Annotated in this window: 15 protein-coding genes; 8 read left to right on the top strand and 7 right to left on the bottom strand. The window is 71.9% G+C overall.

All coding sequences use genetic code 11. The features are described from left to right. From AOK00_RS03095 to AOK00_RS03110, 4 genes are all read right to left on the bottom strand, one after another. Positions 1-420 (bottom strand): maltokinase N-terminal cap-like domain-containing protein (locus AOK00_RS03095; RefSeq protein WP_437441380.1); only part of this gene is annotated, 420 nt, incomplete at its 3' end. Positions 421-666: 246 nt separating this feature from the next. Further along, a complete protein-coding gene (treS, locus tag AOK00_RS03100; protein WP_055598780.1) occupies positions 667-2361 on the bottom strand; it encodes a maltose alpha-D-glucosyltransferase in 1695 nt (564 codons plus the stop codon). Further along, complete coding sequence (locus tag AOK00_RS03105) at positions 2358-4343, bottom strand: alpha-1,4-glucan--maltose-1-phosphate maltosyltransferase (protein ID WP_063886509.1); 1986 nt, start codon at positions 4341-4343, stop codon at positions 2358-2360. The genes treS and AOK00_RS03105 overlap by 4 nt, the downstream gene beginning before the upstream one ends. A 322-nt stretch (positions 4344-4665) precedes the next feature. Continuing rightward, positions 4666-5589, bottom strand: coding sequence for an SDR family oxidoreductase (locus AOK00_RS03110; RefSeq protein WP_079041817.1), 924 nt, complete (start codon positions 5587-5589; stop codon positions 4666-4668). A gap of 118 nt (positions 5590-5707) precedes the next feature. Here AOK00_RS03110 and AOK00_RS03115 point away from each other — a divergent pair, with 118 nt between their 5' ends. The 6 genes from AOK00_RS03115 (at position 5708) to glgP (ending at position 15083) form a co-directional block, all read left to right on the top strand. Then, entirely contained in the window at positions 5708-6691 is a 984-nt protein-coding gene (locus AOK00_RS03115) for an AraC family transcriptional regulator (RefSeq protein ID WP_055598783.1), read from the top strand. Between the two features lie 217 nt (positions 6692-6908). Then, a complete protein-coding gene (locus AOK00_RS03120; protein ID WP_055598784.1) occupies positions 6909-8339 on the top strand; it encodes a 4-hydroxyphenylacetate 3-hydroxylase family protein in 1431 nt (476 codons plus the stop codon). Then, positions 8336-9769, top strand: coding sequence for an MFS transporter (locus tag AOK00_RS03125; RefSeq protein ID WP_055598785.1), 1434 nt, complete (start codon positions 8336-8338; stop codon positions 9767-9769). The genes AOK00_RS03120 and AOK00_RS03125 overlap by 4 nt, the downstream gene beginning before the upstream one ends. Before the next feature lie 93 nt (positions 9770-9862). Further along, positions 9863-10969: a monodechloroaminopyrrolnitrin synthase PrnB family protein gene (locus AOK00_RS03130; RefSeq protein ID WP_055598800.1), complete on the top strand. Its 1107-nt coding sequence runs from the start codon at positions 9863-9865 to the stop codon at positions 10967-10969. Positions 10970-10991: 22 nt separating this feature from the next. Continuing rightward, complete coding sequence (locus tag AOK00_RS03135) at positions 10992-12377, top strand: FAD-dependent monooxygenase (protein WP_079041818.1); 1386 nt, start codon at positions 10992-10994, stop codon at positions 12375-12377. Positions 12378-12506: 129 nt separating this feature from the next. Beyond that, positions 12507-15083 (top strand): alpha-glucan family phosphorylase, encoded by a 2577-nt coding sequence (gene glgP, locus AOK00_RS03140; protein ID WP_055598786.1) that lies wholly within the window; start codon positions 12507-12509, stop codon positions 15081-15083. Positions 15084-15105: 22 nt separating this feature from the next. Here the strand turns inward: glgP and AOK00_RS03145 are convergent, their stop codons facing one another. After that, positions 15106-16647, bottom strand: a complete 1542-nt coding sequence (locus AOK00_RS03145; RefSeq protein ID WP_055598787.1) for a sensor histidine kinase — start codon at positions 16645-16647, stop codon at positions 15106-15108. Further along, a complete protein-coding gene (locus AOK00_RS03150) occupies positions 16640-17296 on the bottom strand; it encodes a response regulator (protein WP_055598788.1) in 657 nt (218 codons plus the stop codon). The genes AOK00_RS03145 and AOK00_RS03150 overlap by 8 nt, the downstream gene beginning before the upstream one ends. 399 nt (positions 17297-17695) lie before the next feature. On the opposite strand from AOK00_RS03150, the gene AOK00_RS03155 reads away from it, so the two are divergent. Next, positions 17696-23968 (top strand): RHS repeat-associated core domain-containing protein, encoded by a 6273-nt coding sequence (locus AOK00_RS03155; RefSeq protein ID WP_254047221.1) that lies wholly within the window; start codon positions 17696-17698, stop codon positions 23966-23968. Positions 23969-23998: 30 nt separating this feature from the next. Continuing rightward, entirely contained in the window at positions 23999-24775 is a 777-nt protein-coding gene (locus AOK00_RS03160) for a DUF4253 domain-containing protein (protein ID WP_055598790.1), read from the top strand. Positions 24776-24870: 95 nt separating this feature from the next. Here AOK00_RS03160 and AOK00_RS03165 read toward each other — a convergent pair whose 3' ends face one another. Continuing rightward, the gene (locus AOK00_RS03165) at positions 24871-26901 is read right to left on the bottom strand and encodes a M4 family metallopeptidase (RefSeq protein WP_055598791.1); all 2031 of its coding nucleotides are present in this window, start codon (positions 26899-26901) and stop codon (positions 24871-24873) included. Between the last annotated feature and the right edge of the window lie 94 nt (positions 26902-26995).

Here is a 26995-nt window from a genome sequence, read left to right on the forward strand (position 1 = left end):
GTGCAGGGGGCCGGTCCGGCCCGGGGTGCGCAGTCGCTCGTAGAGGAGGCCGGCGAGCCGCGGGTCGCGCAGCCCTTCGTACACGGCGCGTCCTGCGAGCGGCCCCTGCCGGATCCGTCCGATCAGGGCGGGGGCGAGGCGGGGCGGGAGCTGGGTCCTCACGCCCAGGAGCAGTTGGTAGCAGTCGGCGGGTGTTCCGGCCGGGCGGCCCGGCTGTTCGACCCGTACGAGCAGATGGAGGAGGCCGGGGCCCGCGCCGTCCAGAGGCAGCAGCTCGGTGGCCGCGTCCAGCGTGAATCCGGTGACTCGGCGGCCCTTGCCCGCGAACCAGCGCTGCCGTGGCAGCCATTCGTGGAGCAGGGGAGCGAGGGACGGAAGGAGGGCGTCCGGGGCCCGGGTGGTGGATGCGGTCTCCGGCATGGCATCGCGTCCTTTCCCCGGGGCGCGCAGTTGGCTGTCGTGTGCGTTCAAATGCGCAGAGTGTCCCGGATGGCGGCTGGGGCTGTCCGGATGTGCGGGACGTGTCGGAAGGGGAAGATCCGTATGGGCCCGGCAATAAGGCCCGTATGGACCTGAATCGTGCTGCGGAACGTGTGTGGGTCACAGTGCCCAGAGTGGGACGGGAGGAAACCGTCCCACCCAGGACGAATCCGAACTGACCAGCGGTCAGCCCTTCTTGAGACGGAACCAGTAGAAGCCGTGTCCCGCAAGGGTCAGGAGGTAGGGGAGCTGGCCGATGGCCGGGAACGTCACCCCTCCGATCAACTCCACCGGCTGGGTGCCGTCGAAGCGTCGCAGGTCGAGTTCGGTCGGCTGCGCGAACCGCGAGAAGTTGTTCACACAGAGGACCAGATCGTCACCGTCCTCACGGAGGAAGGCGAGCACCGCCGGGTTGGACGCCGGGAGTTCGGTGTACGTCCCCGTCCCGAACGCCCGGTTCTGCTTTCGGATCTCGATCATCCGCTTCGTCCAGTGCAGCAGCGAGGACGGCGAGGCCATGCCCGCCTCGACGTTGGTCACCTGGTAGCCGTGGACCGGGTCCATGATGGCCGGCAGGTAGAGCCGTCCCGGGTCGCAGGAGGAGAAGCCGGCGTTCCGGTCGGGGGTCCACTGCATCGGGGTGCGGACCCCGTCCCGGTCGCCCAGCCAGATGTTGTCTCCCATGCCGATCTCGTCGCCGTAGTACAGCACCGGCGAGCCGGGCAGCGAGAAGAGCAGCGCGGTGAACAGCTCCATCTGCTTGCGGTCGTTGTCGAGGAGCGGGGCGAGACGGCGCCGGATGCCGATGTTGGCCCGCATCCGCGGGTCCTTGGCGTATTCGGCGTACATGTAGTCGCGCTCTTCGTCCGTGACCATCTCGAGCGTGAGCTCGTCGTGGTTGCGCAGGAAGATGCCCCACTGGCAGCCGGAGGGGATCTCCGGGGTCTTGGCCAGGATCTCCGAGACCGGGTAGCGCGACTCGCGCCGTACGGCCATGAAGATCCGCGGCATGACCGGGAAGTGGAACGCCATGTGGCACTCGTCGCCGCCGGAGCGGAAGTCGCCGAAGTAGTCGACGACGTCCTCCGGCCACTGGTTGGCCTCGGCGAGCAGAACCGTGTCCGGGTAGTGGTCGTCGATCTCCTTGCGGACCCGCTTGAGGAAGGCGTGGGTCGCGGGGAGGTTCTCGCAGTTGGTGCCCTCCTGCTGGTACAGGTACGGCACCGCGTCGAGCCGGAAGCCGTCGATCCCCAGATCCAGCCAGAACTTCAGCGCGGACAGGATCTCCTCCTGCACCGCCGGGTTCTCGTAGTTGAGGTCGGGCTGGTGCGAGAAGAACCGGTGCCAGTAGTACTGCTTGCGGACCGGGTCGAAGGTCCAGTTCGAGGACTCGGTGTCGACGAAGATGATCCGGGCGTCCGCGTACTGCTTGTCGTCGTCGGCCCAGACGTAGTAGTCGCCGTACGGCCCCTCCGGGTCGCGCCGCGACTCCTGGAACCACTCGTGCTGGTCGCTCGTGTGGTTCATGACGAAGTCGATGACCACGCGCATCCCGCGCTGGTGGGCCGCGTCGACGAACTCGACGAAGTCGGCCAGGTCGCCGAACTCCGGCAGTACCGACGTGTAGTCGGCGACGTCGTAGCCGCCGTCCCTCAGCGGGGACTTGAAGAACGGTGGCAGCCAGAGGCAGTCCACGCCCAGCCACTGGAGGTAGTCCAGCTTGGACGTGATGCCCTTCAGGTCGCCGACGCCGTCCCCGTTGCTGTCCTGGAAGGACCGGACGAGGACCTCGTAGAAGACGGCCCGCTTGAACCAGTCGGGATCGCGGTCCTTGGCGGGGGTGTCCTCGAAGGTGTCGGGGACGGGCTCGTTGACAGTCATGATGTGGGTGACCCTCCGGTCTGCGGGGACGGTCGCAGGACGAGGACGTGCGCGGGTGTGACACCCGGCTCTAGGCGCACGTAGCTGGTCCTGCCCCAGTGATAGGTCTCGCCGGTGAGCTCGTCGCGCACCGGCACGGTCTCGTGCCAGTCGAGGCCGAGTTCCGGCATGTCCAACGAGAGCGTCGCCTCCTGGGTGTGGTGCGGGTCGAGGTTGACGACCACCAGAACGGTGTTCGAACCCGAGCGCTTGCTGTACGCGATCACCTGCGGGTTGTCCGCGTCATGGAAGGTGAGGTTCCGCAGCCGGCGCAGGGCCGGGTGACGCCGCCTGATCCGGTTCAGGGCGGTGATCAGCGGGGTGATCGTCGCCCCCGCGCGCTCCGCCGACTCCCAGTCCCGCGGGCGAAGTTGGTACTTCTCCGAGTCGAGGTACTCCTCGCTCCCGTCCCGCAGCGGGGTGCCCTCGCACAGCTCGTACCCGGCGTACATGCCCCACGAGGGCGACAGCGTCGCCGCGAGCACCGCACGCGCCTCGAACGCCGGCCGGCCGCCCTCCTGGAGGTAGGCGTGCAGGATGTCCGGGGTGTTCACGAAGAAGTTCGGCCGCATCTGCGCCGCCGTCTCACCGGACAGCTCCGTCAGGTACTCCGTGAGCTCCTCCTTGGTGTTCCGCCAGGTGAAGTACGTGTACGACTGCTGGAAACCGATCGCGCCCAGCGTCCGCATCATGGCCGGCCGGGTGAAGGCCTCCGCCAGGAAGATCACGTCCGGGTCGGCGGCGTTGATCTCGCCGATCACCCGCTCCCAGAACACCACCGGCTTGGTGTGCGGGTTGTCGACGCGGAAGATCCGCACCCCGTGGTCCATCCAGTGGCGGAGGATCCGCACGGTCTCCGCGACGATCCCGTCCATGTCGACGTCGAACGCGATCGGGTAGATGTCCTGGTACTTCTTCGGCGGGTTCTCGGCGTACGCGATCGAACCGTCCGGGCGGTGGTGGAACCACTCCGGGTGCTTCTCCACCCACGGGTGGTCGGGGGAACACTGGAGCGCGAAGTCCAGGGCGATCTCCAGACGCAGCTCCCGGGCCCGCGCCACGAAGGCGTCGAAGTCCTCGAAGGTCCCCAGGTCCGGGTGGAGCGCGTCGTGGCCGCCCTCCGGCGAACCGATCGCCCACGGCACGCCGACGTCGTTCGGCGCCGCGGAGAGGGAGTTGTTGGGGCCCTTGCGGTGGGTCTCGCCGATGGGGTGCACCGGCGGCAGGTAGACCACGTCGAAGCCCATCGCCGCCACCGCGGGGAGCCGCTCGGCGGCGGTACGGAAGTTCCCGGGAACCGTACGGCCCTTGACCTTCCGCACGCCCTCCGAGCGCGGGAAGAACTCGTACCAGGAGCCGAACAGGGCGCGCTCCCGCTCCACCTGGAGAGGCAACGCGGGCGAGGACGAGAGGAGTTCGCGCAGCGGATGCCGGTCGAGGGACTCGACGACCCGGGGGTTCAGGGCCGCCGCGAGCCGGACCGCGGCGGGCCGGGACGCGTCGCGCAGGGCGTCCGCGGCGGCGAGCACGGCCTCCCGGGCGCCGCCCTTCTTCGGGACGCCCTTCGCGGCCCGCTCGTGCAGCTCGGCGCCCTCGGCGAGGACCAGTTCGGAGTCGATCCCGGCCGGGATCTTGATCCTCGCCGTGTGGCGCCAGGTGGCCAACGGGTCGCTCCACGCCTCGACGGTGTACGTCCACAGGCCCTCGGCGTCCGGGGTGACCTCGGCCCCCCAGCGGTCGGTGCCCGGGGCCAGTTCGCGCATCGGGGTCCAGGGGCCGGGGCGGCCCGACGGGCCGTGCAGCACGACATTGGCGGCGACCGCGTCGTGGCCTTCGCGGAAGACGGTCGCCGTCACCTCGAAGGTCTCTCCGGCCACCGCTTTGGCGGGGCGTCGGCCACAGTCGACCAGCGGGCGTACGTCCAGTACGGGAATGCGTCCCATGAGCGGATTCACAGCATCACCTGACGGGTTACGGGGGTGCGGGTGGTGGTTGTGCGCTCTTTCTAGCTCCGTCGACGGCCGACGGGTTGCGGGCATGGCCGCTCCTGTCCGCGTTCACTCGGATGGGGGGTCCACAGGGATGAACAGGGGTCACGGGGAGAGAGGTTCGAGGGGTACCGCAGGAGCCTTCCACGGTCTTCGGGCGGGCAATCCAGGCGCTTTGTTAACTACTAGGGCGTAGCCGAAGCGGCAAGCACAGGACCCGGACAAAGAAAAGACCCCGCCCTTGTGGGGCGGGGCCTGTTCGCGCCGGACCGAGCCCTCAGGAGAGAAGGGTGTCGGAGGACCAGACCTGCCAGGGCTGGCGGGCCACCCATTCCTCCACCGGGGGCGGTTCGAGGGCCAGGACCTCCGTGGACACGCCGTCGTCGTCCGCCATCAGGAGCGGATCGGCGCCGCTCGCCATGAAGTGGTAGATCCCGGCCACCCCGGCCGCCGTCTCCGGGCCGAGCAGCTCGGCGAGGCTCCGTTCGAAAGAGGCCGGATCCAGCTCCTCGTACCGCACCGCCCGGCCGAGCCCCCGGCCGAACGCCGCCGCGAGCTCGCCGCCCGTCAGGGAGCGTTCCCCGCCGATGTCGAACGTCCGGCCCTCCAGGTCCTCCCGGGTGAGCGCCGCGAGCGCCGCCTCCGCCAGGCCCCGGTGCGACAGCCACGCCGTCCGCGCGGCCGCCGGCAGCGGATAGGCGAGCACGCCGTCGTCGACCAGGGCCGGCCCGTTCCACGGCGAGAACAGGTTGTCCAGGTACACCGGCGGCCGGATCACCACCAGCGGCACCCCGCTGTCCCGCAGCACCCGCTCCGCCAGCCGGCGCGTCTCGAAGGCGGCCACGTCCGTCGGACCCAGCGGGATCCGGGTGTTGGCGTTGAAGACCAGCCGCTCCGTGCCCGCCTCCAGGGCCGCCTCCGCGACGTTCCGCGCGTACGCCTCCACCCGCTCGCTCTCGTACACCAGCGGCATCGTCATGAACGCGTGCGTCGTCCCCTCGAAGAGCCGCCGCACGTCGTCCGGCCGTCCCAGATCGCCGGCGAGGAAGGCGGCCCCGGGCAGCGGCGGCCGGTCCGCCGACGGCCGCCGCGTCAGGGTGCGGACCCGGTGGTGCCGCTCGGCGAGAAGGCGGGCCACCGCGCCCCCCTGGAACCCTGTCGCGCCCACGACCGCCACCCGCATCGGAATCTCACTGGACATGTGTGTCTGAGGCCCTTCGATAGACTTTCCCGGCTGTCGTGTCGGCGTCCCTCCAGGCTCGCCGCCGCGGCTTCGGCCGTTCAATTAACAAACCGGGGCGGAAGTTGAAGGATCGTCCATGGCAATCGTGGGAACCGACCGTCACGCACAGCAGCCCGAGCAGGAAGAGCAGGACGACCTGCTGAGCGAACTGCTCAAACCCCTCCGGCTCACCGGAGTCTTCGACAGCCGCTGGCACGTCCGCGCCCCCTGGGCCATCGAGGGCGACGCCGAACGCAGCTGCGCCGTCCTCCACTACGTCGTCGAGGGCGACTGCTGGATCACCACCGAGGCCGAGGCCCCGGTCGAACTGCACGCCGGCGACCTCGTCGTCTTCCCGACCGGCACCGCGCACCGGCTTTCCGACCGGCCCGAACGCCAGGGCCTCCCGCTCAAGGCCGTCCTGCCCGAGCGGCTTCCCGGCACCTCCGGCGAGATCGTCATCGAGGGCAGCGGCCCCGAATCCCGGCTGCTCTGCGCCGGGCTGCACTACGACGCCAGCGCCGCCACCGGCCTCTACACCTCGCTGCCCTGGGCACTCGTCCTCGACGGACCGCAGGTCGACCGCGAGCCGCTGCTCCGCGACACCCTGCGGCTGCTCGCCGCCCCCGACCGGCCCGTCGGCCCCGGCGACCGGCTCATCACCCTGCGCGCCTTCGAGATGGCCCTGGTCCTGGCGCTCCGGCCGCTGCTCCGCGAACTCGCGGGCAACCCGGCCTCGCTGCCGCTGCTCCGGCACCCCGGGATCAGCCGGGCGGTCGTCATGATGGCCACCCGGTTCGCCGAACCCTGGACCATCGACTCCCTCGCCAGGGAGGTCGGCATGTCCCGCTCCGCCTTCACCGCCTCCTTCCGCGACCTGGTCGGCGAGTCGCCGGCCCGCTACCTCGCCGCCCGCCGGATGCAGGAGGCGGGCCGCCTCCTCACCGAGACCTCCCTGCCGCAGTCGGCGGTGCCCGCCCGGGTCGGCTACCAGAGCGCCGTCGGCTTCCACCTCGCCTTCCGCAAATGGTTCGGGGTGACCCCGGGGGAGTACCGCGCGGGAGCCGACCGGGCCGCCTGAAGGGCGGCGGACCGGCCCTCCGGAACGGCCGCGGGCCGGCCGTCCGGGCGGTGCCCGGCGGGCGTCCGCGCCGCCCCGGATCCACCGACCTGACATCTTCGGGATTCCCTGGCCGGTTCTTAAGGACCCCTGGACGGACGCTCATTGTCCGGACGGGTCGCCCCGGACAGGCTCGGGACCGGCACAGCCGTGACACCCGAGGAGAGGCGACACACCGGTGACGAGGTCCGGGCAGGAGTATCTGGAGGGGCTGCGCGACGGGCGCGAGATCTGGCTCGACGGGGAACGGGTCAAGGACGTCACCGCCCACCCCGCCTTCCGGTCCACCGCGGCCTCCTTCGCAGGGCTCTACGACCTCGCCGACGACCCCGTCCACCACCCGGCCCTCGTCCAGGGCGGGGTGCGCCGCGCGTACGCCGTGCCCCGCTCGTACGAGGACCTCGTCGCCCGCCGCCGCGCCTTCCGCACCACGGCCCGGGCCAGCTTCGGCTTCCTCGGCCGGACCCCCGACTACATGGCCGCCGGCGCGGCCGGGTTCGCCGCCGCGCCCGCCGTCTTCACCGGCGGCACCTTCGACGGCGCCGAGCACGCCCTCGCCTTCCACCGCCGGCTCACCGAGGGCGATCTGCACTGCGCGTTCACCCTCGGCAACCCGCCCCCGGGGCACGGCGGGGAGGACCTCACCCTGCGGGTCGTGGCCGAACGGGACGGCGGGATCGTCGTCCGCGGCGCCAAGACGGTCGGCACGGGCGCCGTCTTCGCCGACGAGATCCTCGTCGGCACCATCGAGCCGCTCCCCGCCGACGACCTCGCGCACGCCCTGACCTTCGCCGTACGGCTCGACACCCCCGGCCTCCGGCTGATCTCCCGCACCTCGTACGAGGAACGCTCCCGGTCCGTCTTCGACCACCCGCTGTCCTCCCGGTACGACGAGAACGACGCGATGCTGGTCTGCGAGGACGTCCACGTCCCCTGGGAACGGGTCCTCACCCACCGCGACCCGGCCATCACCGGCGCCGTCTGGTGGCAGACCCCCGCCTACCTCAACTTCGTCCACCAGTCCGCGACCCGCTTCTGGACCAAGCTGGAGTTCCTCACCGGACTCGCGATCCTCATCACCCGCTCGAACGGCACCGAGAGCCTCCCGCCCGTCACCCAGGCCGTCGGCCGGCTCCTCGGCATGGTCGCCCAGGCCAAGGCCTTCGTGCTCGCCGCCGAGGCCTCGTACGAGGAGGTCGACGGCGGGCGCGGCGGCGTCCGCCCCGGGCAGGACATCTCCTTCGCCCAGCGGATCATGGCCGGCGAGCTCTACCCGCGGGCCGTCCAGGACATCAGGCTTCTCGCCGGCGGCGCCCTCGTCCAGCTGCCCGCCAGCGGCCGTGACCTCCTCCACCCCGAACTCGGGCCGCTGGTCCGCCGCTACTTCGGCACCACCGGCCACCCCGCCGAGGACCGCGTGAAACTCCTCAAGCTCGCCTGGGACGCCCTCGGTTCCGAGTTCGCCGGACGCCACGAACAGTACGAGCGCCTCTACCACGGCGCCCCGCACGTCTATCTGACCATGCAGACCTGGGCCGGCGCCGCCGACGACTGCGAGAACCTCGCCCAGGCCTGTCTCGACGGCTACGGCCTCGGGACGACCCGGTGACGACGGCACCGGCACCACGGCGCGGGGCACTCACCCTGCTCGCCGCCACCCAGCTGCTGCTCATCATGGACACCGCGATCGTCAACGTCGCGCTGCCGTCCGTCGGCGAGGACCTCACCGCCGGCTCCACGGGCCTCTCCTGGGTCGCCAACGCCTACCTCATCACCTTCGGCGGACTCCTCCTCCTCGGCGGCCGGATCGCCGACCTCCTCGGCCACCGGCGGGTCTTCCTCGGCGGCCTCGGCCTGCTCGCCGTCGCCTCCGCCGCCGGTGGTCTCGCCCCCGGCGCCGACGCCCTCGTCGCGGCCCGTGCCGTCCAGGGCGTCGGCGCCGCGCTCGCCGCGGCCGCCGCCTTCGCCCTGCTCCTCCTGCTCTTCCCCGAGGGGCCCGCCCGGCACCGGGCGCTCGGCGCGTTCGCCGCGATGGGCGGCCTCGGCGGGGTCCTCGGCACGGTCCTCGGCGGCGTCGTCACCGACCTCCTCGGCTGGCGCTCCACGTTCTGGCTGAACGTGCTGCTCGCGGCCGCCCTCGCCGTCCTCGCCCGCCTGGTCCTCGACCGCCGCGCCGGCCCCGCCCGGCACGGCGGCTTCGACCTCGCCGGGGCGCTCACCGCCACCGCCGGACTCGGACTCGTCGCCTACGCGCTCGTCGGCGCGGCCGACGCCGGGTGGCTGTCCGCCCGTACCCTCGGCGCCGGAGGAACGGGACTCGCGCTGCTGCTCGCCTTCACCGCCGTCGAAGCCCGGGCCGCCGCGCCCCTCGTCCCGCCGTCCGTCCTGACCCGGCCCGCGCTCCGGCTGTCCAACACCCTGGCCGCGCTCGCCCAGACGACCCTGTTCCCGATGTTCTTCCTGGTCGGCCTCTACCTCCAGAACGTCCTCGGATACGCGCCCCTCGGCGGCGGCCTCGGCCTGCTGCCGCTGTCGCTCGTCGTCGTCGCGGTCGCCCCGCAGACCGGCCGGCTCATCTTCCGGATCGGCCTGCACCGGACCATGACCCTGGGGTTCGTCCTGCTGTGCGCGGGAACGCTGTGGCTGGCCCTGGCACTCACCCCCGACGGCGGCTTCGCGAGTACCGTCCTCGCCCCGAGCCTGCTCCTGGGCGCGGCCCTGCCGCTCGTCACGGTCACCACGAACGTGGCGGCGACGGCGGAGGCCGCGGCCGAGGAGACCGGACTCGCCTCCGGACTCGTCAACACCAGCCAGCAGTTCGGCTCCGTCCTCGGCCTCGCCGTCCTGGTGGCCGTCGCCACGAGCCGTACGGAGGCCGTCGACGCGGCCCGCGCGGCCGCCGAGACCTCCGGACACCGCGCCGCCCTGCTCACCGGCGCCGCCTTCGCCGCCGCGGCCGCACTCCTCTCCGTACGCCTCCACCCGCCCAGACGGGTTCCGGAACCGTCCCCCGGGCAACGGGTCCCGGACCGCCGCTGATCCGCCCCCCACCAGGAACACTGCCCACGACCACCGGCCGGTGCGCCGTGCCTCTTCGGCGAACCGAGCCCCGGCATACAGGAGCCCCCCGTGCTGTTGGGCGATCCGCGTCACCGCACCGAGGACATACGCGCCGCCGACCCGCTCGGCGCCGACGGCCTGCTCGCCGCCGTGCCCGCGATGAACGCCGACGCCGACGTCGCCGCGCTCACCGTCGCGCTGCGCGCCCTCGTGCCGGACATCGACCGGGCCGCCCAGTGGAGCGTCGGCCACGCGCTCGCCGCCATGCGGGACCTCGGCATCCTGATGGGCTCGCTGAAACGGCACGGCGTACAGCCCCTCGCCGCCGTGCCCGAGGCGCTGCCCGTCCTCGAACTCCTCGGCCGCCGCACCGACATGGTGCCGAGGGACACCGTCCACCACTACACGACCTGGAACCCGCCCGGCCCCCGCCGCCGCTCGTACACCGGCCACCTGACGGAGGCCCGGCTCCAGGACGCGGTACGGATGGTCTTCCCCGGCCTCGTCGCCGCGCTCGACGACTGCGGCCGGGTCGCCCGCCTCGAACCGTACGACCCGGGCTTCGCCACCGCCCTCGACCGGGTGGCCCGCCATGTGCGGGCGATGGTCGACTCCATCGACCTCACGGTGGCTCAGGTGCCCCCGGAGTACTTCGCGGTCACCCTGCGCCCCTACTTCGAGGAGATCGAGGTGGACGGCCGGGACTACCTCGGCCCGGCCGCCGCGCAGGTGCCGCTCTGGCTGGTCGACCTGACGCTGTGGCAGTGCGACCGCTCCGACCCCTCCTACGAGGCCTTCCTCGCCGAGTCCGTGCCGTACGCGCTGCCGGCCTGGCGCGCCTTCCACACCCGGCACCGGGGCGGGGTCTCGGCGGTGAGCAAGCTGTCGGCCGCCGTCAGCTGGGAGGGCGCGGACCGGCTGCCGCCCTCGCTGACCGCGTCGGCGGAGGCACTCGGCCGGGTGCTGCGCCTCCTGAAGACCTTCCGCGCCCGGCACCTCGGCATCGCCCGCAAGGCCTACAGCGAGGAGACCCGGCTGTACGAGGAGGGCAGCGGCGGGGCCCCGGTCGCGCTGCTGCGCTCGATCCTGGATCTGACCAGGGAGAACGAGACCATGGTGCGCCGCGCGACCGTGCGGCGCCGTCCCGCAGGGGCCCCCGTCGGGCCGTCGGCCGCGTAGCGGCGCCGAAGGAGCAGTCGTCATGTCCCCCCACACCCCCTCCGCGTTCCTGCCGGTCCACGGCCGTGGCCGCCGTCCGGCACCGGACTACGGGCAGAGCCCGCACATCGTGATCGCCGGCGGCGGCGTCGCCGGCCTCACCGCCGCCCTCTCCCTGCACGCCGCCGGCTTCGAGCGGGTGACGGTCGTGGAGGCGGCGCCCGCGATCCGCCCGGTCGGCGCCGGGCTCAACCTGATGCCGAACGCCGTCCGCGAACTGGACGCGCTCGGCCTGCTCGACGCCCTGGAGGCGGGTGCCCTGCGCACCCGCGAACTGCGCTACTACCACCGCTCCGGCGGGCTGATATCCCGGGAGCCGCGCGGCCTCGGCGCGGGCCACCACTGGCCGCAGCTCTCGGTCCACCGCGGGCACCTCCAGCAGGTCCTCGCCGGCGCCGTGCGAGCCAGGCTCGGCCCCGCCGCCCTGGTCACCGGGGTCCGGGTGAGCGGCGTGGAGCCGACACCGGACGGGCGGCCCCGGCTGCGGCTCGAACACCGGGAGGGCGCCGTGCACGGCCGCGCCTCCCTCGAACCGGACGTCCTCGTCGGCGCGGACGGCATCCGCTCGACGGTGCGGGCGGCGCTGCACCCGGGGGAGGGCGGGCCGTCGTGGAACGGGATGCTGGTGTGGCGGGGAGTGTCCCGGATGCCGGCCAGGGCGGTGGGCTCGTTCATGCTCATCGCCGGCGACGACCGGCAGAAGGCCGTCGTCTACCCGATGGGCCGGCCGACCGGGCCCGACCGGGAGGTCCTGGTGAACTGGGCGGTGGCCCGCCCGGCCGAGCACACGTGCGGGTCCGGGACGGCCTCGGGGGAGGAGCGGCTCCTCGGCGACTGGAACCGGTCCGTCCCCGTGGAGACGTTCCTCCCGTTCTACGAGGGCTGGGAGTTCGACGGCGTCAGCGTCCCCGACATCCTGCGCGCCGCCGACTCCGCGTACGCGTACCCGATGGTCGACCGCGAGCCCCTGGGCCGGTGGACCCACGGACGCACCACCCTCATCGGCGACGCCGCCCACGCCATGTACCCGACCGGCTCCAACGGGGCGACCCAGTCGGTCGTCGACGCGCGCGCCCTCGCCCACGCCCTCGCCCGGCACGCGGACCCGGAGGACGGCCTCGCCGCCTACGAGCGGGACCGCCGCCCCGTCACCACCGCGCTCCAGCGGGCCAACCGCGAAATGGGCCCCGAGGTCGTCATCGACCTCGCGCACGCGCGCGCCCCGCACGGCTTCACCGACATCCACGAGGTCATCCCCGCCGAGGAACTCGCCGCCATCGCCAGCCGGTACGCCGCCACCGGCGCCTTCGACCCGGCGACCGTGAACCAGGGCTCCCCGTACGAGGTCCCCCTGCCGGCCATCGGCTGACACGCGCCCCACCGCTCCCCGTGCGCCGTCGCACGGCGGGAGCGGTGTGCCCTAACGTCTGAGCGGAACGACGGACGCACAGCGTGGTGCGTCCACTCCGCTCCGTACTCGCCTGCGAAGGTGGAACGCGTGAAGGCAATCCGTCGATTCACCGTGCGTCCCGTCCTCCCCGACACCCTTCGACCCCTCGCCGACCTCGCGCACAACCTGCGCTGGTCCTGGCACGAACCCACCCGCGCCCTCTTCGACTCCCTCGAACCCCCCGGCCCGGCGACGCCTTCCGGCGGCACCGACCCCGCCCGGATCCTCGGCGCCCTCGAAGCCCCCCGGCTCGCCGCGCTCGCCGCCGACCAGGACTTCCTGGCCCGGCTCCGGGCCGCCGCCGAGGACCTCGACACCTATCTCCATGCCCCCCGCTGGTACCAGCAGGCCTCCGAACGAACAGCCGGCGCGCCCGCCGCCATCGCCTACTTCTCGCCCGAGTTCGGCGTCACCGCCGCCCTGCCCCAGTACTCCGGCGGCCTCGGCATCCTCGCCGGCGACCACCTCAAGTCCGCCAGCGACCTCGGCGTCCCGCTCATCGGCGTCGGACTGCTCTACCGGCACGGCTACTTCCGCCAGTCCCTCGGCCGGGACGGCTGGCAGCAGGAGCAGTACCCCGTCCTGGACCCCGGCGAGCTGCCGGTCACCCTGCTCCGCGAGGCCGACGGCGCCCCCGCCCGGATCACCCTCGCCCTGCCCGGCGGGCGCAGCCTGCACGCCCACCTCTGGATCGCGCAGGTCGGCCGCGTCCCCCTCCTCATGCTCGACTCCGACGTCGAGGAGAACGCCCCCGGCGAACGGAGCGTCACCGACCGGCTGTACGGCGGCGGCAGCGAGCACCGGCTCCTCCAGGAGATGCTGCTCGGCATCGGCGGCGTCCGCGCCGTCCGTACGTACACCCGGCTCACCGGCGCCCCCGCGCCCGAGGTCTTCCACACCAACGAGGGCCACGCCGGCTTCCTCGGCCTCGAACGCATCCGCGAACTCCAGGGCGAGGGACTCGATTTCGAGAGTGCCCTGGAGACCGTCCGCGCCGGGACCGTGTTCACCACCCACACCCCCGTCCCGGCCGGCATCGACCGCTTCGACCGCACCCTGGTCGCCCGCCACCTCGGCGAGGACGGCGCGCTCCCCGGCGTCGACACCGGGAAGGTCCTCGCGCTCGGCGACGAGACCCCGCTGGGCGGCGAACCCGGCGTCTTCAACATGGCCGCCATGGGCCTGCGCCTCGCCCAGCGCGCCAACGGCGTCTCCACCCTCCACGGGGCCGTGAGCCGGGCCATGTTCGCCGGGCTCTGGCCGGGCTTCGACGCCGACGAGGTGCCGATCACCTCCATCACCAACGGCGTCCACGCCCCCACCTGGGTCGCCCCCGAGGTCGGCCGGCTCGGCCCCGACCCCGCCGACCGCGAGCTGTGGGAACTCCGCCGCACCCTGCGCGAACGGCTCGTGACCGACGTACGGGAGCGGCTGCGGGCGTCCTGGCGGCAGCGCGGAGCGGCAGCCGCCGAACTCGGCTGGACCGACTCCGTCCTCGACCCCGACGTCCTCACCATCGGCTTCGCCCGCCGGGTCCCCTCCTACAAGCGGCTCACCCTCATGCTGCGGGACAAGGACCGGCTCCGGGCGCTGCTCCTGCACCCCGAGCGGCCGGTGCAGCTCGTCGTCGCCGGGAAGGCCCACCCCGCCGACGACGGCGGGAAACGGCTCGTGCAGGAACTCGTCCGGTTCGCCGACGACCCCCGGGTCCGGCACCGGATCGTCTTCCTGCCCGACTACGGCATGGCGATGGCCCGCGGCCTCTACCCCGGCTGCGACGTCTGGCTCAACAACCCCCTCCGCCCCCTGGAGGCCTGCGGCACCAGCGGCATGAAGGCCGCGCTCAACGGCTGCCTCAACCTCTCCGTCCTCGACGGCTGGTGGGACGAGTGGTTCGAGCCGGACTTCGGCTGGGCGATCCCCACCGCCGACGGGGCCGCCGCCGCGGACGAGGACCGCCGCGACGACCTGGAGGCCGCCGCCCTCTACGAGCTGATCGAACGCCGGGTCGCCCCCCGCTTCTACGACCGGGGCCCCGACGGCGTCCCGGCCGGCTGGACGGCGATGGTCCGCCGCACCCTCACCGACCTCGGCCCGAAGGTGCTCGCCGACCGCATGGTCCGCGAGTACGTCGAGCGTCTGTACGTCCCCGCCGCGGCCGCCCGCCGGGCGCTCACCCCGGACCGGGCGCGGGACCTCGCCGCCTGGAAGGCCCGGGTCCGGGAGGCCTGGCCCAAGGTGACCGTCGACCACGTCGAGGTCGGCGACGACCTCGCGGACGACCTCGCCGACGCGGAGCTCGGCGCGACACCGGTCGTCCGGGTCCGGGTCGCCCTCGGCGCCCTCGCCCCCGACGACGTCGAGGTGCAGGCCGTCACCGGCCGGGTCGACGCCGACGACACCCTCGCCGACACCCGTACCGTCCCGCTGAAGCCGGCGGGCGGCCCGGACCTGGAGGGCAGGCAGCCGTACGCGGGCACCCTGGCACTCGACCGCACCGGCTCCTTCGGCTGCACGGTCCGCGTCCGCCCCTCCCATCCGCTCCTCGCCCACCCGGGGGAACTGGGCCTGGCGGCCCTGCCGGAGGAGACGACGGGGGAGGGCGCGGGGGTGCTGCTCCGGTAGGGGCGTGACCGCGCCCCGCCCCCTAGGGCACCTCCGCCTTGTCGGCGAGGTGCCCGCCGACGAAGCACAGCCGGTACACCGGCACGGCGGCCAGCATCGTCGAGCGGTAGTACCGGCACTCGTCCATCCCGGGCGGCTCCGGCGGAGCCATCCGCGGTGCGCCGTCCAGCGGATGCTCGGGCCAGTCGTCGACGGTCTCGTCGAGCTGCGCGGGGGTCTGACCGATCCTGATCCTCGCGTAGTCGTCCGGCTCCAGGTACGACTGGGCCTGCGTCCACGCGGCGACCCCCAGCATCAGCGCGCCGAGTGCGGCGAGGAGCGCGAGCGGGATCCAGATCGCCCGCGCCAGACCCTTGCGGACCTCGCGGCGCGCCCGGTCCAGCTCCCTGGCCGAGGTGGGGGCGGCGGGCAGTGGCGCGGGGGCCGTGCGGGGCAGCACGGCGGTCAGGGCGAAGCCGCCGTCCCCGGTGGCGCGGTGGGTCAGGGTGCCGCCGGCGAGGCGGACGCGTTCGCCGAGGCCGACGAGGCCGGTGCCACCGGAGCCGGACCCGGGGGAGGGCCCGCCCGTGCCGGGACCGCTGACCACCTCGACCCGTACCGTCGCCGCCTCGTCGTCCTCCGGGGTGACGGCGATCGAGACCGCCGCGCCGGGCGCGTGCTTGGCAGCGTTGGTGAGGCCTTCCTGCACGACCCGGTGCAGGGCCATCCCCGACATGCCCGGCAGCGTGGGCACCGGCGTCGCGGCGAGGGTGACCGTGAGCCCCGACGCGCGGGCGCGGGCCGCCAGTTCCTCGACCGTCTCGCCGGCCGGGCTCGTCGGCGCCGCTTCGTCCCCCTCGCGCAGGACGCCGATGATGTCGCGCAGCCGGGCCGTCGCGTCCGCCGCCGCGCGACGCAGCTCGCCCGCCGCCCGCTGCTGGTCGGGGCCGAGCTCCGGGGAGACCTCCAGGGCGCCCGCGCGGATCGCGATCAGGGCCAGGTCGTGGCCGAGCGAGTCGTGCATGTCACCCGCGATCCGGGACCGCTCCCGCAGCCGCTCCCGGTCGGCGACCGCCGCCTGCTCGCGTTCCATCCGGTCCGCCAGCTGCCAGCCGCTCCGCACGAGGCGGTCGTACTGGCGCACGTACCGGCCGATCAGCCAGGGCGCGACGACGGCGAGGGCGAGCGCGAGCAGCAGCGTGAACCACTGGCCGAGCGAGGTCCGGGTGACCCAGGTGAGGACGAGACCGGTGGCCGCGATCGCGCCGAACAGCCAGAGCGCGGCCCGGGTGTGGTCCTGGCGCCGCCCCGCGAGGTAGCCGAAGGCGACCAGGGCCAGGCTGTACGAGGGGGTGAACAGCTCCAGTGTGGCCGGCAGGCTCGCCGCGACCGTGGCCGCGAGCGACACCAGCGGCCACCTCCGGCTGACCGCGACGCAGCCCGCGAGGACCACCACGCCCACGGCGACCCGGGTCCAGCTGCCGCCGTCGTTCGGGTCCGACCTCAGCAGGACGGGGACGCAGAGCAGCAGCCACAGGAGGAGGTCGAAGAGGCGCTCGCGGACCGCGCTCGGTGCCTCACGCATCGGTCACCAGGCCCGCCTCGTACGCGAGGACCGCGAGCTGGACCCGGTTGCGCAGGCCCAGCCGGCCGAGGACCGCGCTGACATGGGCCTTGACGGTGCCCTCGACGACGTACATGCGGTCCGCGATCTCCTGGTTGGAGAGCCCGGCGCCGAGCAGGGCGACGACCTCCCGCTCCCGGCCGGTGAGCTGGTCGAGGCGGGCGCGCGCAGCGGCCGCGCGGGTGAGGCGCTGGCCGCCGAGGGTGTCGATGACCCGGCGGGCGACGGTGGGGGAGAGGGCGGCGCCGCCGCCGGCCACGGCCCTGACCCCGGCGATCAGTTCGCGCGGGTCCCCGGACTTGAGCAGGAAGCCGCTGACGCCGCTGCCGAGGGCCCGCGCGATGTACGCGTCCTCGGAGAAGGTGGTGAGCATGACGACGGCCGCGCCCGGGACGGCCCCGCGCAGTTCCTCGGCCGCGCCGAGTCCGTCGAGCCGGGGCATCCGGATGTCCAGGAGGACGACGTCGGGGCGGTGCTCGCGGGCGAGCTCGACGGCCTCGTGGCCGTCGCCGGCCTCGGCGACCACCTCGATCCCGGGGTCGGTGGCGAGGATGGCCCTTACCCCGGCCCTGATCATCGTCTCGTCGTCGGCCAGCAGCACCTTGATCATGCGGCAAGGGTATCCCGAGTCATTTGCCGTGCCGCGGGTGAAAACCCTTCGGATTTCTTTCCGTTCTTGAATGCCCGCGGTTCCGGTTCCCTTTTCTCATTCTGTTGCCGGGGGTGATTTCCGAATCCTTTGTGAGTGATGCACCGTCGACCGCATCCGGCTGGCGAGGTCGACGTGGGACGGCAGGTCAACCCACGCCTGAACAGGCACCTTTGCGTGCGATGGGTGGTTCGTCCGATTTCTTGATCGGAGATCAACTTTGCCTTGATTTCACATCTTGAGTGCCGGTCCTGCGGGTGCGGAACGGAATTCGGGCGGCTGCTAGCCTGACCCGGAAAAATTCCATACGAATTTACCTAGGGGTGGGTGTTGAAACGCAGAGGTTCGAGAGGGCTGGCGGTGGCATTGGCCGCGGCGGTCCTCGGCGGTGTGCTGCCGACGGTGGCCGTCGCGGCAGAGGGGGGACCGTCGCTGCCGGAGGTACGGCAGCCGAAGGCCGTTCCCGTGACGGAGATGCGGTCGGGCGGCGAGAAGCGCCCTGACGCGGCTGCCGGAAACCTGAGGCCGAAGGCCACGTGGCCCACGGCCGGAACAGGCTCGGTCCCGCTGGCGCGGGGAGGTCGGGCCGGATCGCTCCCGGTCCGGGTGGAGTCCGCCGCCCCGCGGCCGAGGACCAAGGCCGGCGAGGCCGCGGCGGCGGCCCGTCCCGCCACCGCCACCGGCGATGTCCGGGTGACACTCGGCGACCGCCGGGCCGCCCACGAGGCGGGCATCGAGGGCATCGTGCTGTCCGTCGTCCGGACCGGCGCCAAGGGCGCCGCGGCCGACCCGACGCGGATCGAGGTCGCCTACGACTCCTTCCGCGGCGCGTACGGCGGCGACTGGGCCGGGCGGCTCCGTCTGGTGGAGCTTCCGGCCTGTGCCCTGACCACGCCGGAGAAGCCCGCGTGCGGCACACGGAAGCCGCTGAAGACGGAGAACGATCCGACGACGGGCACACTGTCCGCCGTCGTCTCGCTGGCCGGGGCACCCATGGTCCTGGCGGCGACGGCCACCGACGGCGGACCGACCGGCACGTTCAAGGCGACGTCCCTGCAGTCCTCGGGGAACTGGAGCGCGGGCGGAGCGACCGGCGCCTTCACCTGGACCTACCCGATCGAGGTCCCCGGCGTCCCGGGCGGCGCCGCTCCGAACATCAGCCTGGGCTACAACTCCCAGGCGGTCGACGGCCGCACAGGAGCCACCAACTCCCAGGCGTCCTGGATCGGCGACGGCTGGGACTGGGAACCCGGCTTCATCGAGCGCAAGTACACGTCGTGCGACGACGACAAGACCGGCGGGACGAACACCACCAAGGTGGGCGACCTGTGCTGGTTCAACGACAACGCGACGCTGTCGCTGAACGGTCGCACCACCGAGCTCGTCTTCGAGGCGGGCAAGGGCTGGCACCCGCAGGGCGACGCCGGTGAGGACGTCGAGAAGCTGACCGGCGCCGCGAACGGCGACGGCGGCACCGACGGCGTCGACGGCAAGGGCGAGCACTGGAAGGTCACCGGCACCGACGGAACCCAGTACTTCTTCGGCCGGAACCGGCTGCCCGGGTGGAGCGACGGCGGCACCATCACGCCCGAAGACGACGACCCGGTGACCAACTCCACCTGGACCGTCCCCGTCTTCGGCAACCACGCGGGCGAGCCCTGCTACGACGCCGCCTTCGCCGACGCCTCGTGCAAGCAGGCGTGGCGCTGGCAGCTCGACTACGTGGTCGACCCGCGCGGCAACGCGATGGCGTACTACTGGAAGACCGAGGCCAACAACTACGGCCGCAACGTCTCGGAGACCACGGGCAAGGCCACCGTCACGCCCTACATCCGGGGCGGCTGGCTCGACCGGATCGACTACGGCCTGCGCGACGACGCCGTCTACGACGGCAAGCCCATGGGCCAGGTGCAGTTCGCCGTGGACGAGCGGTGCATCACCGGCTGCGGCACCTTCGACGAGACGAACGCCAAGAACTGGCCGGACGTCCCCTACGACCTGTACTGCAAGGACGGGGCCACCGAGTGCAAGAGCCAGTACTCGCCGAGCTTCTGGTCCCGCAAGCGCCTGACCGGCATCACCACCAAGCTGCGCACCGGCGGTGCGCTCAAGGAGGTCGACACCTGGACGCTGGACCAGAACTTCCCGCCCTCCGGTGACGGCATCTCCACGCCGATGTGGCTGAAGTCCATCCAGCGCACCGGCAAGGCCGGCGGCACCCTCGGGTTGCCGGCGGTCACCTTCCTCGGTGAGCAGAAGGCCAACCGCGTCGACAGGACGGGTGACGGCCTCGCGCCCTACGTCAGGCTGCGCATGTCGCAGATCAACACCGAGACCGGCGGCACCATCGGGGTCTACTACTCCCCGGAGGACTGCACCCCGGCGACCCTGCCGCAGCCGGACGCGACCAACACCACCCGCTGCTACCCCGTCAAATGGGCCTGGGAAGGTGATGTCGCCCAGCTCGACTGGTTCAACTCGTACGTCGTCACCCGTGTCGTCGAGGGCGACAACCTGGTCGAGTCCCCGGACCAGGTGACCTCGTACAGCTACCTCGGCGGGGCCGCCTACGCCAAGAACGAGGACGAGTTCACCAAGGCCGAGGACCGGGTGCACTCGATCGTCCGTGGCTACGAGCGGGTCCAGACCCGTACGGGTGCCGCCGACGACCCCCGCACCCTGACCGAGACCCGCTACTTCCGCGGCCGCGACGGCCAGGCGGTCGTGGACTCCTTCAACGACTCCGTCACCGACCGTCCCGAGTTCGCGGGCATGGTCCGGCAGAGCCTGACGTACAACGGCGACGACACGTCGAAGCTCGTCACCTCGACCTCGTACATCCCGTGGCGCTCCGCCGCGGTCGCCACCCGCGTCCGGCCCGGTCTGCCGGCGCTCGTGTCGTACAAGACGAACGTCCAGAAGGACATCACCCGCACCACCGTCACCGGCGGTGTCCGCACCACGGAGCGGACCCGCGGCTTCGACGCCTACGGCATGCTCACCACCGAGTCGTACACCGGTGACATCGACGTACCCGGCGACGAGCAGTGCACGACGACGAGCTACGCCCGCAACACCGCGGCCCACATCCTGGACCCGGTCAGCCGCGTCGAAAGCGTCTCCGTCCCTTGCGGCGGCACCGTCAGCCGCCCGGGCGACGTCATCGACGACGTCCGCAACTACTACGACCACGGCACCTTCGGCACCGTCCCGGGCTCCGGCTTCCTCACCCGCACCGAGAAGATCAACGGCAAGGGCGACGGCTACGACGTCCAGTCCTCGATCCCGAAGGACTGCGGGACCAGCCGTGACCAGGCCTGCGTCGACGTCTACGGCCGGTCCCTGTCCGTCGCGGACCCGTTCGGCAAGGTGACCACCACGTCGTTCACGCCGGCCGCCGGCGAGGCACCCACCGGCATGGTGGAGACGAACCCGCTCGGCCACGTGACCACCACCGTCTACGACCCGCTGCGCAGCCAGCCGACCCAGGTCACCGACGCCAACAACAGGGTGACGACGACCGCGTACGACCCGCTGGGCCGCGTCTCCAAGGTGTGGCAGCCGACCCGCTCGGCGGTCACGTACCCCGACTCGCCGAACTACGTCTTCGACTACCTGGTCCGCAAGGACGGGCCCATCGTCACCACGACGAAGGTCCTCGGCCACGACTCGACCTACCGCACGGCGTACGCCTTCCAGGACGGCCTGCTGCGCGAACGGCAGTCGCAGGAGCCGTCGCCGGACGGCGCCGGCCGGCTCGTGACCGAGAAGTTCTACGACACCCGCGGACAGGTCTGGCGCGACTCCGGCCGGTTCTTCGCGACCGGCGCGGCCGAGCCCGCCCTCGTCACCGGCCAGGACCTGAACTACCCGGCGTCCACGGACACCGAGTACGACGGCGCGGGCCGCGTCACCGCCGTGATCTCGAAGCGCTTCGGTGACGAGACCAAGCGCACGACCACGGTCCACAACGGCGACAGCACCACGGTGATCCCCCCGCAGGGCGGCATCGCCACCACCAAGGTCGTCGACGGCATCGGACGTCCCACCGCCCTCGTCTCGTACACCACGGCGGACCGCACCGCGTCGGAGACCACCCGGTACACCTACGACAAGCAGGGCCGGCTGAGCGCGGTGGCCGACCCCTCCGGTGCCTCGTGGACGTACAAGTACGACGTCCGCGGCCGCGAGACCGAGATCAACGACCCCGACAAGGGCACCTCCAAGTTCACCTACGACGCCGCGAACCGGGTCACCGACGTGACCGAGGTCGGCCGCGGGATCACCCTGCACACCGACTTCGACGCGCTGGGTCGCAAGACCGCCCTCAAGAAGGGCACGACCACGCTCGCGGAGTGGACCTACGACACGGCCACCAACGGCAAGGGGCAGCCCGCCAAGTCGGTCCGCTGGGTGAACGGCCAGGCGTACGAGTCCGCCACCACCGCGTACAACGCCTTCTACCAGCCGGTCCTCCAGCAGGTGACCATCCCGTCCGTCACCGGCCAGACGGCACTGGCGGGCACGTACAAGTGGACCAACTCGTACAACGCCAACACCGGCCAGGTGATGTGGGTGATGCAGCCGGCCGCCGGCGGGCTGCCGGCGGAGAAGCTGGCCAACAGCTACACGGCGGGCGCCGGACTGCTGAACACCGTCGGCGCCGGCAGCGACGCGCTCATCTCCGCGAACACCTACGACCACTACGGCCGGAACGTCAAGCAGGAGTACGGGGCCTTCGCCCAGCACCTGTGGGTGTCCCGGCAGTACGACGAGCACACCGGACAGCTCACCCGCTCCTACCTGGACCGGGAGGTGGCGCCCCAGCGCATCGAGGACGTGAAGTACTCGTACGACCCGTCCGGCAACATCACCTCCATCGCCTCGGCCTTCGGCCAGGACGCCGGACGCACCACCGACACCCAGTGCTTCCGGATGGACGCCCTGCGCCGTGTCACCGAGGCGTGGACCAACACCGGTGAGGCCTGCGCCGCGGCGCCCTCGACCGCGGTCGTCGGAGGCCAGGACGCCTACTGGACGTCGTACACCTACGACGCCGTCGGCAACCGCAAGACCGAGACCGACCACAGGACGGCCTCCGGCCCGACCGCTGACACCCTCCGCACCTACGCGGCCCCGCCAGCCGGCAAGCACAACCTGCCCAAGGTCACCCAGACCGGCACCGACCCGCACGAGGAGCTGTTCACCTACGACGCGTCGGGCAACACCGAGACCCGCAAGATCGGAGCGGCCGCGCAGCAGACCCTGGTCTGGAACGACGAGGGCCGGCTCGCGTCGGTCGTCCAGGGCACCAAGACCAGCGGCTACGTCTACGACACCGAGGGCAACCGGCTGCTGCGCACGGACTCGACCGGCACCACCCTCTACCTGCCCGGCGGCAACGAGCTCAAGCTCGACAAGACGACCGGCACCGTCACCGGAACCCGCTACTACACCGTGGGCGGCCAGGCCGTCGCCATGCGCACCGGCGGCAAGCTGACGTTCCTCTTCAACGACCACCACGGCACCGGCTCCACCCAGGTGTCGGCCGACGCCGCGCAGACGGTGGTCCGGCGCAAGACGGGCCTCTTCGGCGAGACGCGCGGCGTCCAGCCGGCGACCTGGCGCGGTGACAAGGGATTCGTCGGCGGCACCAAGGACGCCGACACGGGCCTGACCCACCTGGGTGCCCGCGAGTACGACCCGGCCATCGGCCGCTTCGTCTCGGTCGACCCGATCATGGACGTGGCGGACCCGCAGCAGACGCACGGGTACACGTACTCCAACAACAACCCGGTGTCGCTGTCGGACCCGAGCGGCCTGAAGCCGGACGACTGTCTGTTCGTCGACTGCAAGCTCACGAGCGGCGGCTGGGAGGTCAGCGACAAGCCCAAGGGCCACGGCAATTCGCCCGCACCGAAGACGACCACGTACCAGAACCAGGACTCGGACAACCGGGTCGCCACGACGAACAAGCAGCGGGCCAAGGAGCAGCGCGAGAAGCGGCTCCACCAGATCATGGAGGAGCACAAGTTCTACATCGGCAAGTACATCGAGGAAATCGATGACGCCAACAAGCTGGCCTGCCGAATGACGCCAGGCCCCGAGAGGGCGGGCTGCAACTTCAACCGGTACGCGAACCTCTACGGCGCCAGTCTCTTCGGCCTGGAGTACGGGGGCCTCGAAGGCATGGTCAAGGAGACGCTCGAACGCATCGACGAGTCGGCGCTGTCGGGGAACAAGCCTGGCGAGTTCGGCTTCGAGGAAGAGGAGTTCGAGATCGCGTTCATGCTGGCCAAGGAAGGACGCACAGTTGTCGCACGCAGCTCGGACACCGGTGCTCCTGGTTCCCTCGAAGGCAAGAAGAGCTTCGATGCCTGGGTGGACGGCGTCCGCACCGAGTTCAAGGAACAGGACAGCAACAAGCCGAAGACGATCGCTCGTGAGATCCGCAGTGCGGACGAACAGGGAGCCGACGCCGTGATCATCCATCTGCCGGAAGGGAACGAGAGGCTCGCCCGCGCGGCCATCGCGAGTGCCAAGAAGACGGCCTTCACCTCGAACACCCCTTTGCGGCTGAACAGCATCCGGTTCGTCGGCGACGGGTGGGGCTTCACCGAGCACCTCCCGTAGCATCGTAGGAAAGGACGACGGAAGCGGGATATGGACAGGGACCAGGTAGCGGAGACCCTGCGGACGGTGGGATCCGCCGTCGCGTACACGGACGTCGAGGAGGCGGTCGCGCCCTCAGGCGCCCGTGTGCTGGGGCGTCCGGTGCCCGAAGAGGAGGCCGCGGGCATGTGGCGGCGGCTGCTGGCCCTGCGCGGCAGCACGGGGTTCCACCCCGTGCTGTCCACCCGGCCTCCCTCGGCCCTGGTGGACGCACCCTCCTCGGAGCCGTACGTCTTCGACGAGCGGGCTTTCACGGCACCCCGTGAGGTTCTTGCCGAGATCACGGAAGCGGCGCTGACGGACTGCCTCCGCTTCGCCGACGAGGAGGAAGCGGAGGAGTGGCGAGCCGAGTTCGATCCGGAGCGGCTGGCCAGGGCCATCGCACCGGAGCCCCGGCTGCCCGACCGACGGCGTAACTACAGGCCGTCCTGGTTGTGTCTGGTCGAATCCACGACCGGGTACGCCGTGCCGGGCCTCCTGCCGGGACGTCCTAACGGACGCAACTGGCGTCATGGGCCGAACGGGCGGGAGATGCTTCCGTCGGACCACGTGGCGTTCCTGCACGCCTGGCACGACCGGTTCGGGGCCGAGTTGTGCTACCTCGCCGACTCGGTGCTGATGCTCGATGTCGCCCGGCCTCCGCAGGAGCCGGTCGCTGTGGCCGAGGCCGCCATCGAGCAGTACGCCTACAGTCCCGACGGACGTGACGCGATCTCCTACGCGAACCGCCAGACCCGTACAGGGCACTGGCAGTTCTGGTGGGACTGAGCGGTCCAGGTATGCGGTCATGAACGCACGGGCGCCCGGAGGGAGAATTCCCTCCGGGCGTCCGGCACTTGTGATGCGGGGTGGTGCTACTGGCCCTACGGGAAGGTCAGCTTGAAGTTGTTGATGTAGCCGGTGTCGATCGAGGCCTTGTCCTGGACGCGGAGCTTCCAGGCACCGTTGGCGACCTCCGAGGAGGCGTTCACGGTGAAGGTCTGGACGATGTTGTCGGCGCTGCCGCCGGAGCGGTTGCTCAGGCTGTAGGCCGAGCCGTCCGGGGCGACCAGGTCGACGACGAGGTCACCGCGGTAGGTGTGGACGATGTCCACGTCCACCTTGAGGGTCGAGGGCGCGTTGCCGGCGATGCCGGTGACGTTGACCGTCGAGGTCACCGCGGCGCCGTTGTCCGGGATGGAGACGTCCGCGGCGTTCTCGAAGACCTTGCCGGGCTGCGGCTCGCCGCCACCCGGGCGGGTGCCGACGTTGACGCCGGCCCAGGCGTGCTGGACCGCGAGGACCTCGGGGCTGTTGGCGCCGTACAGCTCGGTGGCCACCGCGACGGTGCCCGTGCGGGCGCCGGCGTAGTTGGTGGACGAGTTGAACTTGGTGGTGAGCGCCTTGAACCAGATCAGCGAGGCCTTGTCACGGCCGATGCCGGTGACGGGCAGGCCGTCGGAGGTCGGCGAGTCGTAGTTCACGCCGTTGACGGTCTTGGCGCCGCTGCCCTCGGAGAGCAGGTAGTACCAGTGGTTCGCCGGGCCCGAGGAGTAGTGGACGTCGATCGAGCCGATGCCCGAGTACCACGCGTCCTTGGACGAGCCGTCCTTGCTCGGCTTGTCCATGTAGCGCAGCGGGGTGCCGTTGCCGCGGATGTCGATCTTCTCGCCGACGAGGTAGTCGCCCTTGTCCTGGGCGTTGTTGGCGTAGAACTCGACGGCCGCCGCGAAGATGTCCGAGGTGGCCTCGTTGAGGCCGCCGGACTCACCGCTGTAGACCAGGCCCGCGGTGACGGACGTGAGGCCGTGCGTCATCTCGTGCGCGGCCACGTCGATGGACGTGAGCGGCTTGGTGTTGTTCGCGCCGTCGCCGTACGTCATGCAGAAGCAGGAGTCCTGCCAGAAGGCGTTGACGTAGGCGTTGCCGTAGTGGACCCGGGAGTACGCGCCGGCGCCGTCGCCGCGGATGCCGGACCGGCCGTGCACGTTCTTGTAGTAGTCCCAGGTGAGGGCGGCGCCGTAGTGCGCGTCGGCGCCCGCGGTCTCCGCGTTCTGCGGGGTGCCGTCGCCCCAGATGTCGTCGGAGCCGGAGAAGAGCGTGCCGGTGCCGGACGTACCCCGGTTGAGGTTGTACGTCTTGTGGTTGCCGCGGCCCGTGTCGGTGAGCGTGTACGAGGGCGCGGTGCCGAGGGTCACCTGGCCGCTGTACTGGGTGTTGCCCGTGCCGGTGTGCACGGCCTGCCACTCGTACAGCTTCGCGCCGCTCTTGGCGTCCGTCACGACGTGCAGCTCGTTCGGGGTGCCGTCGTGCTGGAGGCCGCCGACGACGGTCTCGTACGCGAGGACGGGCGAACCCTGCGCCATCCAGACGACCTTGCGCGGGGCGCGCTCGGCGGCGGTCTTCTTCGAGCCGTCCGCCTGGGCGAGGCCGAGGGCCTGCTTCTCGGCGGCGGCCGGGGCGACGGCGGCCGAGAGGTCGACGTTCTTGAGCTCCGCCCGGGAGGACTTGGTGACACCGGTGGTCGCGCCGGCCTTGGTCTCGGCGACGATCAGGTCGCCGCCCAGGACGGGCAGGCCGGCGTAGGTGCGCTCGTAACGCGTGTGGGTCGTGCCGTCGCGGTCCTGCACGACGTCACGGACGACCAGCTTCTCCTGGGCGCCGAGGCCGAGCTCCTTGGCCGTTGCGGCCTTGTCGGCGTCGGCCGCCTTGATGAGCGCGGTGCGCTCGGCGGGGGTGAGGTCGGCCGGGAGCTTGCCGGGGTTCGCCGAGGTGCCCTGCTGGGCCTTCGGGGCGATGCTCCAGGGGGCGTCCGCCGCGGTGGCGGCACCCGTCTGGACGCTCACGGCGAGCATGGCGGCGGCAGCGATCAGAGCGCCGGTCGCGGTGGCGCGACGGCTGGGCGTGGATCTCACGCAGACTCCTTCTTGCGAGGGGGGTACCGGCGGACTGGGTCGGCCCGGCCGGGCGGAGCAAGCAGAGCTGTGGAGCACGTTCGGGTGAAGCGGC

It is taken from the genome of Streptomyces aureus (assembly GCF_001418135.1).
GTDB lineage: Bacteria > Actinomycetota > Actinomycetes > Streptomycetales > Streptomycetaceae > Streptomyces > Streptomyces aureus_A.

Coding starts and splice junctions, on each gene's coding strand:
- AOK00_RS03115 (WP_055598783.1), top strand. CDS start 5,708: ATGGCAATCGTGGGAACCGACCGTCACGCACAGCAGCCCGAGCAGGAA.
- AOK00_RS03145 (WP_055598787.1), bottom strand. CDS start 16,647: ATGCGTGAGGCACCGAGCGCGGTCCGCGAGCGCCTCTTCGACCTCCTC.
- AOK00_RS03110 (WP_079041817.1), bottom strand. CDS start 5,589: ATGTCCAGTGAGATTCCGATGCGGGTGGCGGTCGTGGGCGCGACAGGG.
- treS (WP_055598780.1), bottom strand. CDS start 2,361: ATGACTGTCAACGAGCCCGTCCCCGACACCTTCGAGGACACCCCCGCC.
- AOK00_RS03105 (WP_063886509.1), bottom strand. CDS start 4,343: ATGGGACGCATTCCCGTACTGGACGTACGCCCGCTGGTCGACTGTGGC.
- AOK00_RS03135 (WP_079041818.1), top strand. CDS start 10,992: ATGTCCCCCCACACCCCCTCCGCGTTCCTGCCGGTCCACGGCCGTGGC.
- AOK00_RS03160 (WP_055598790.1), top strand. CDS start 23,999: ATGGACAGGGACCAGGTAGCGGAGACCCTGCGGACGGTGGGATCCGCC.
- AOK00_RS03150 (WP_055598788.1), bottom strand. CDS start 17,296: ATGATCAAGGTGCTGCTGGCCGACGACGAGACGATGATCAGGGCCGGG.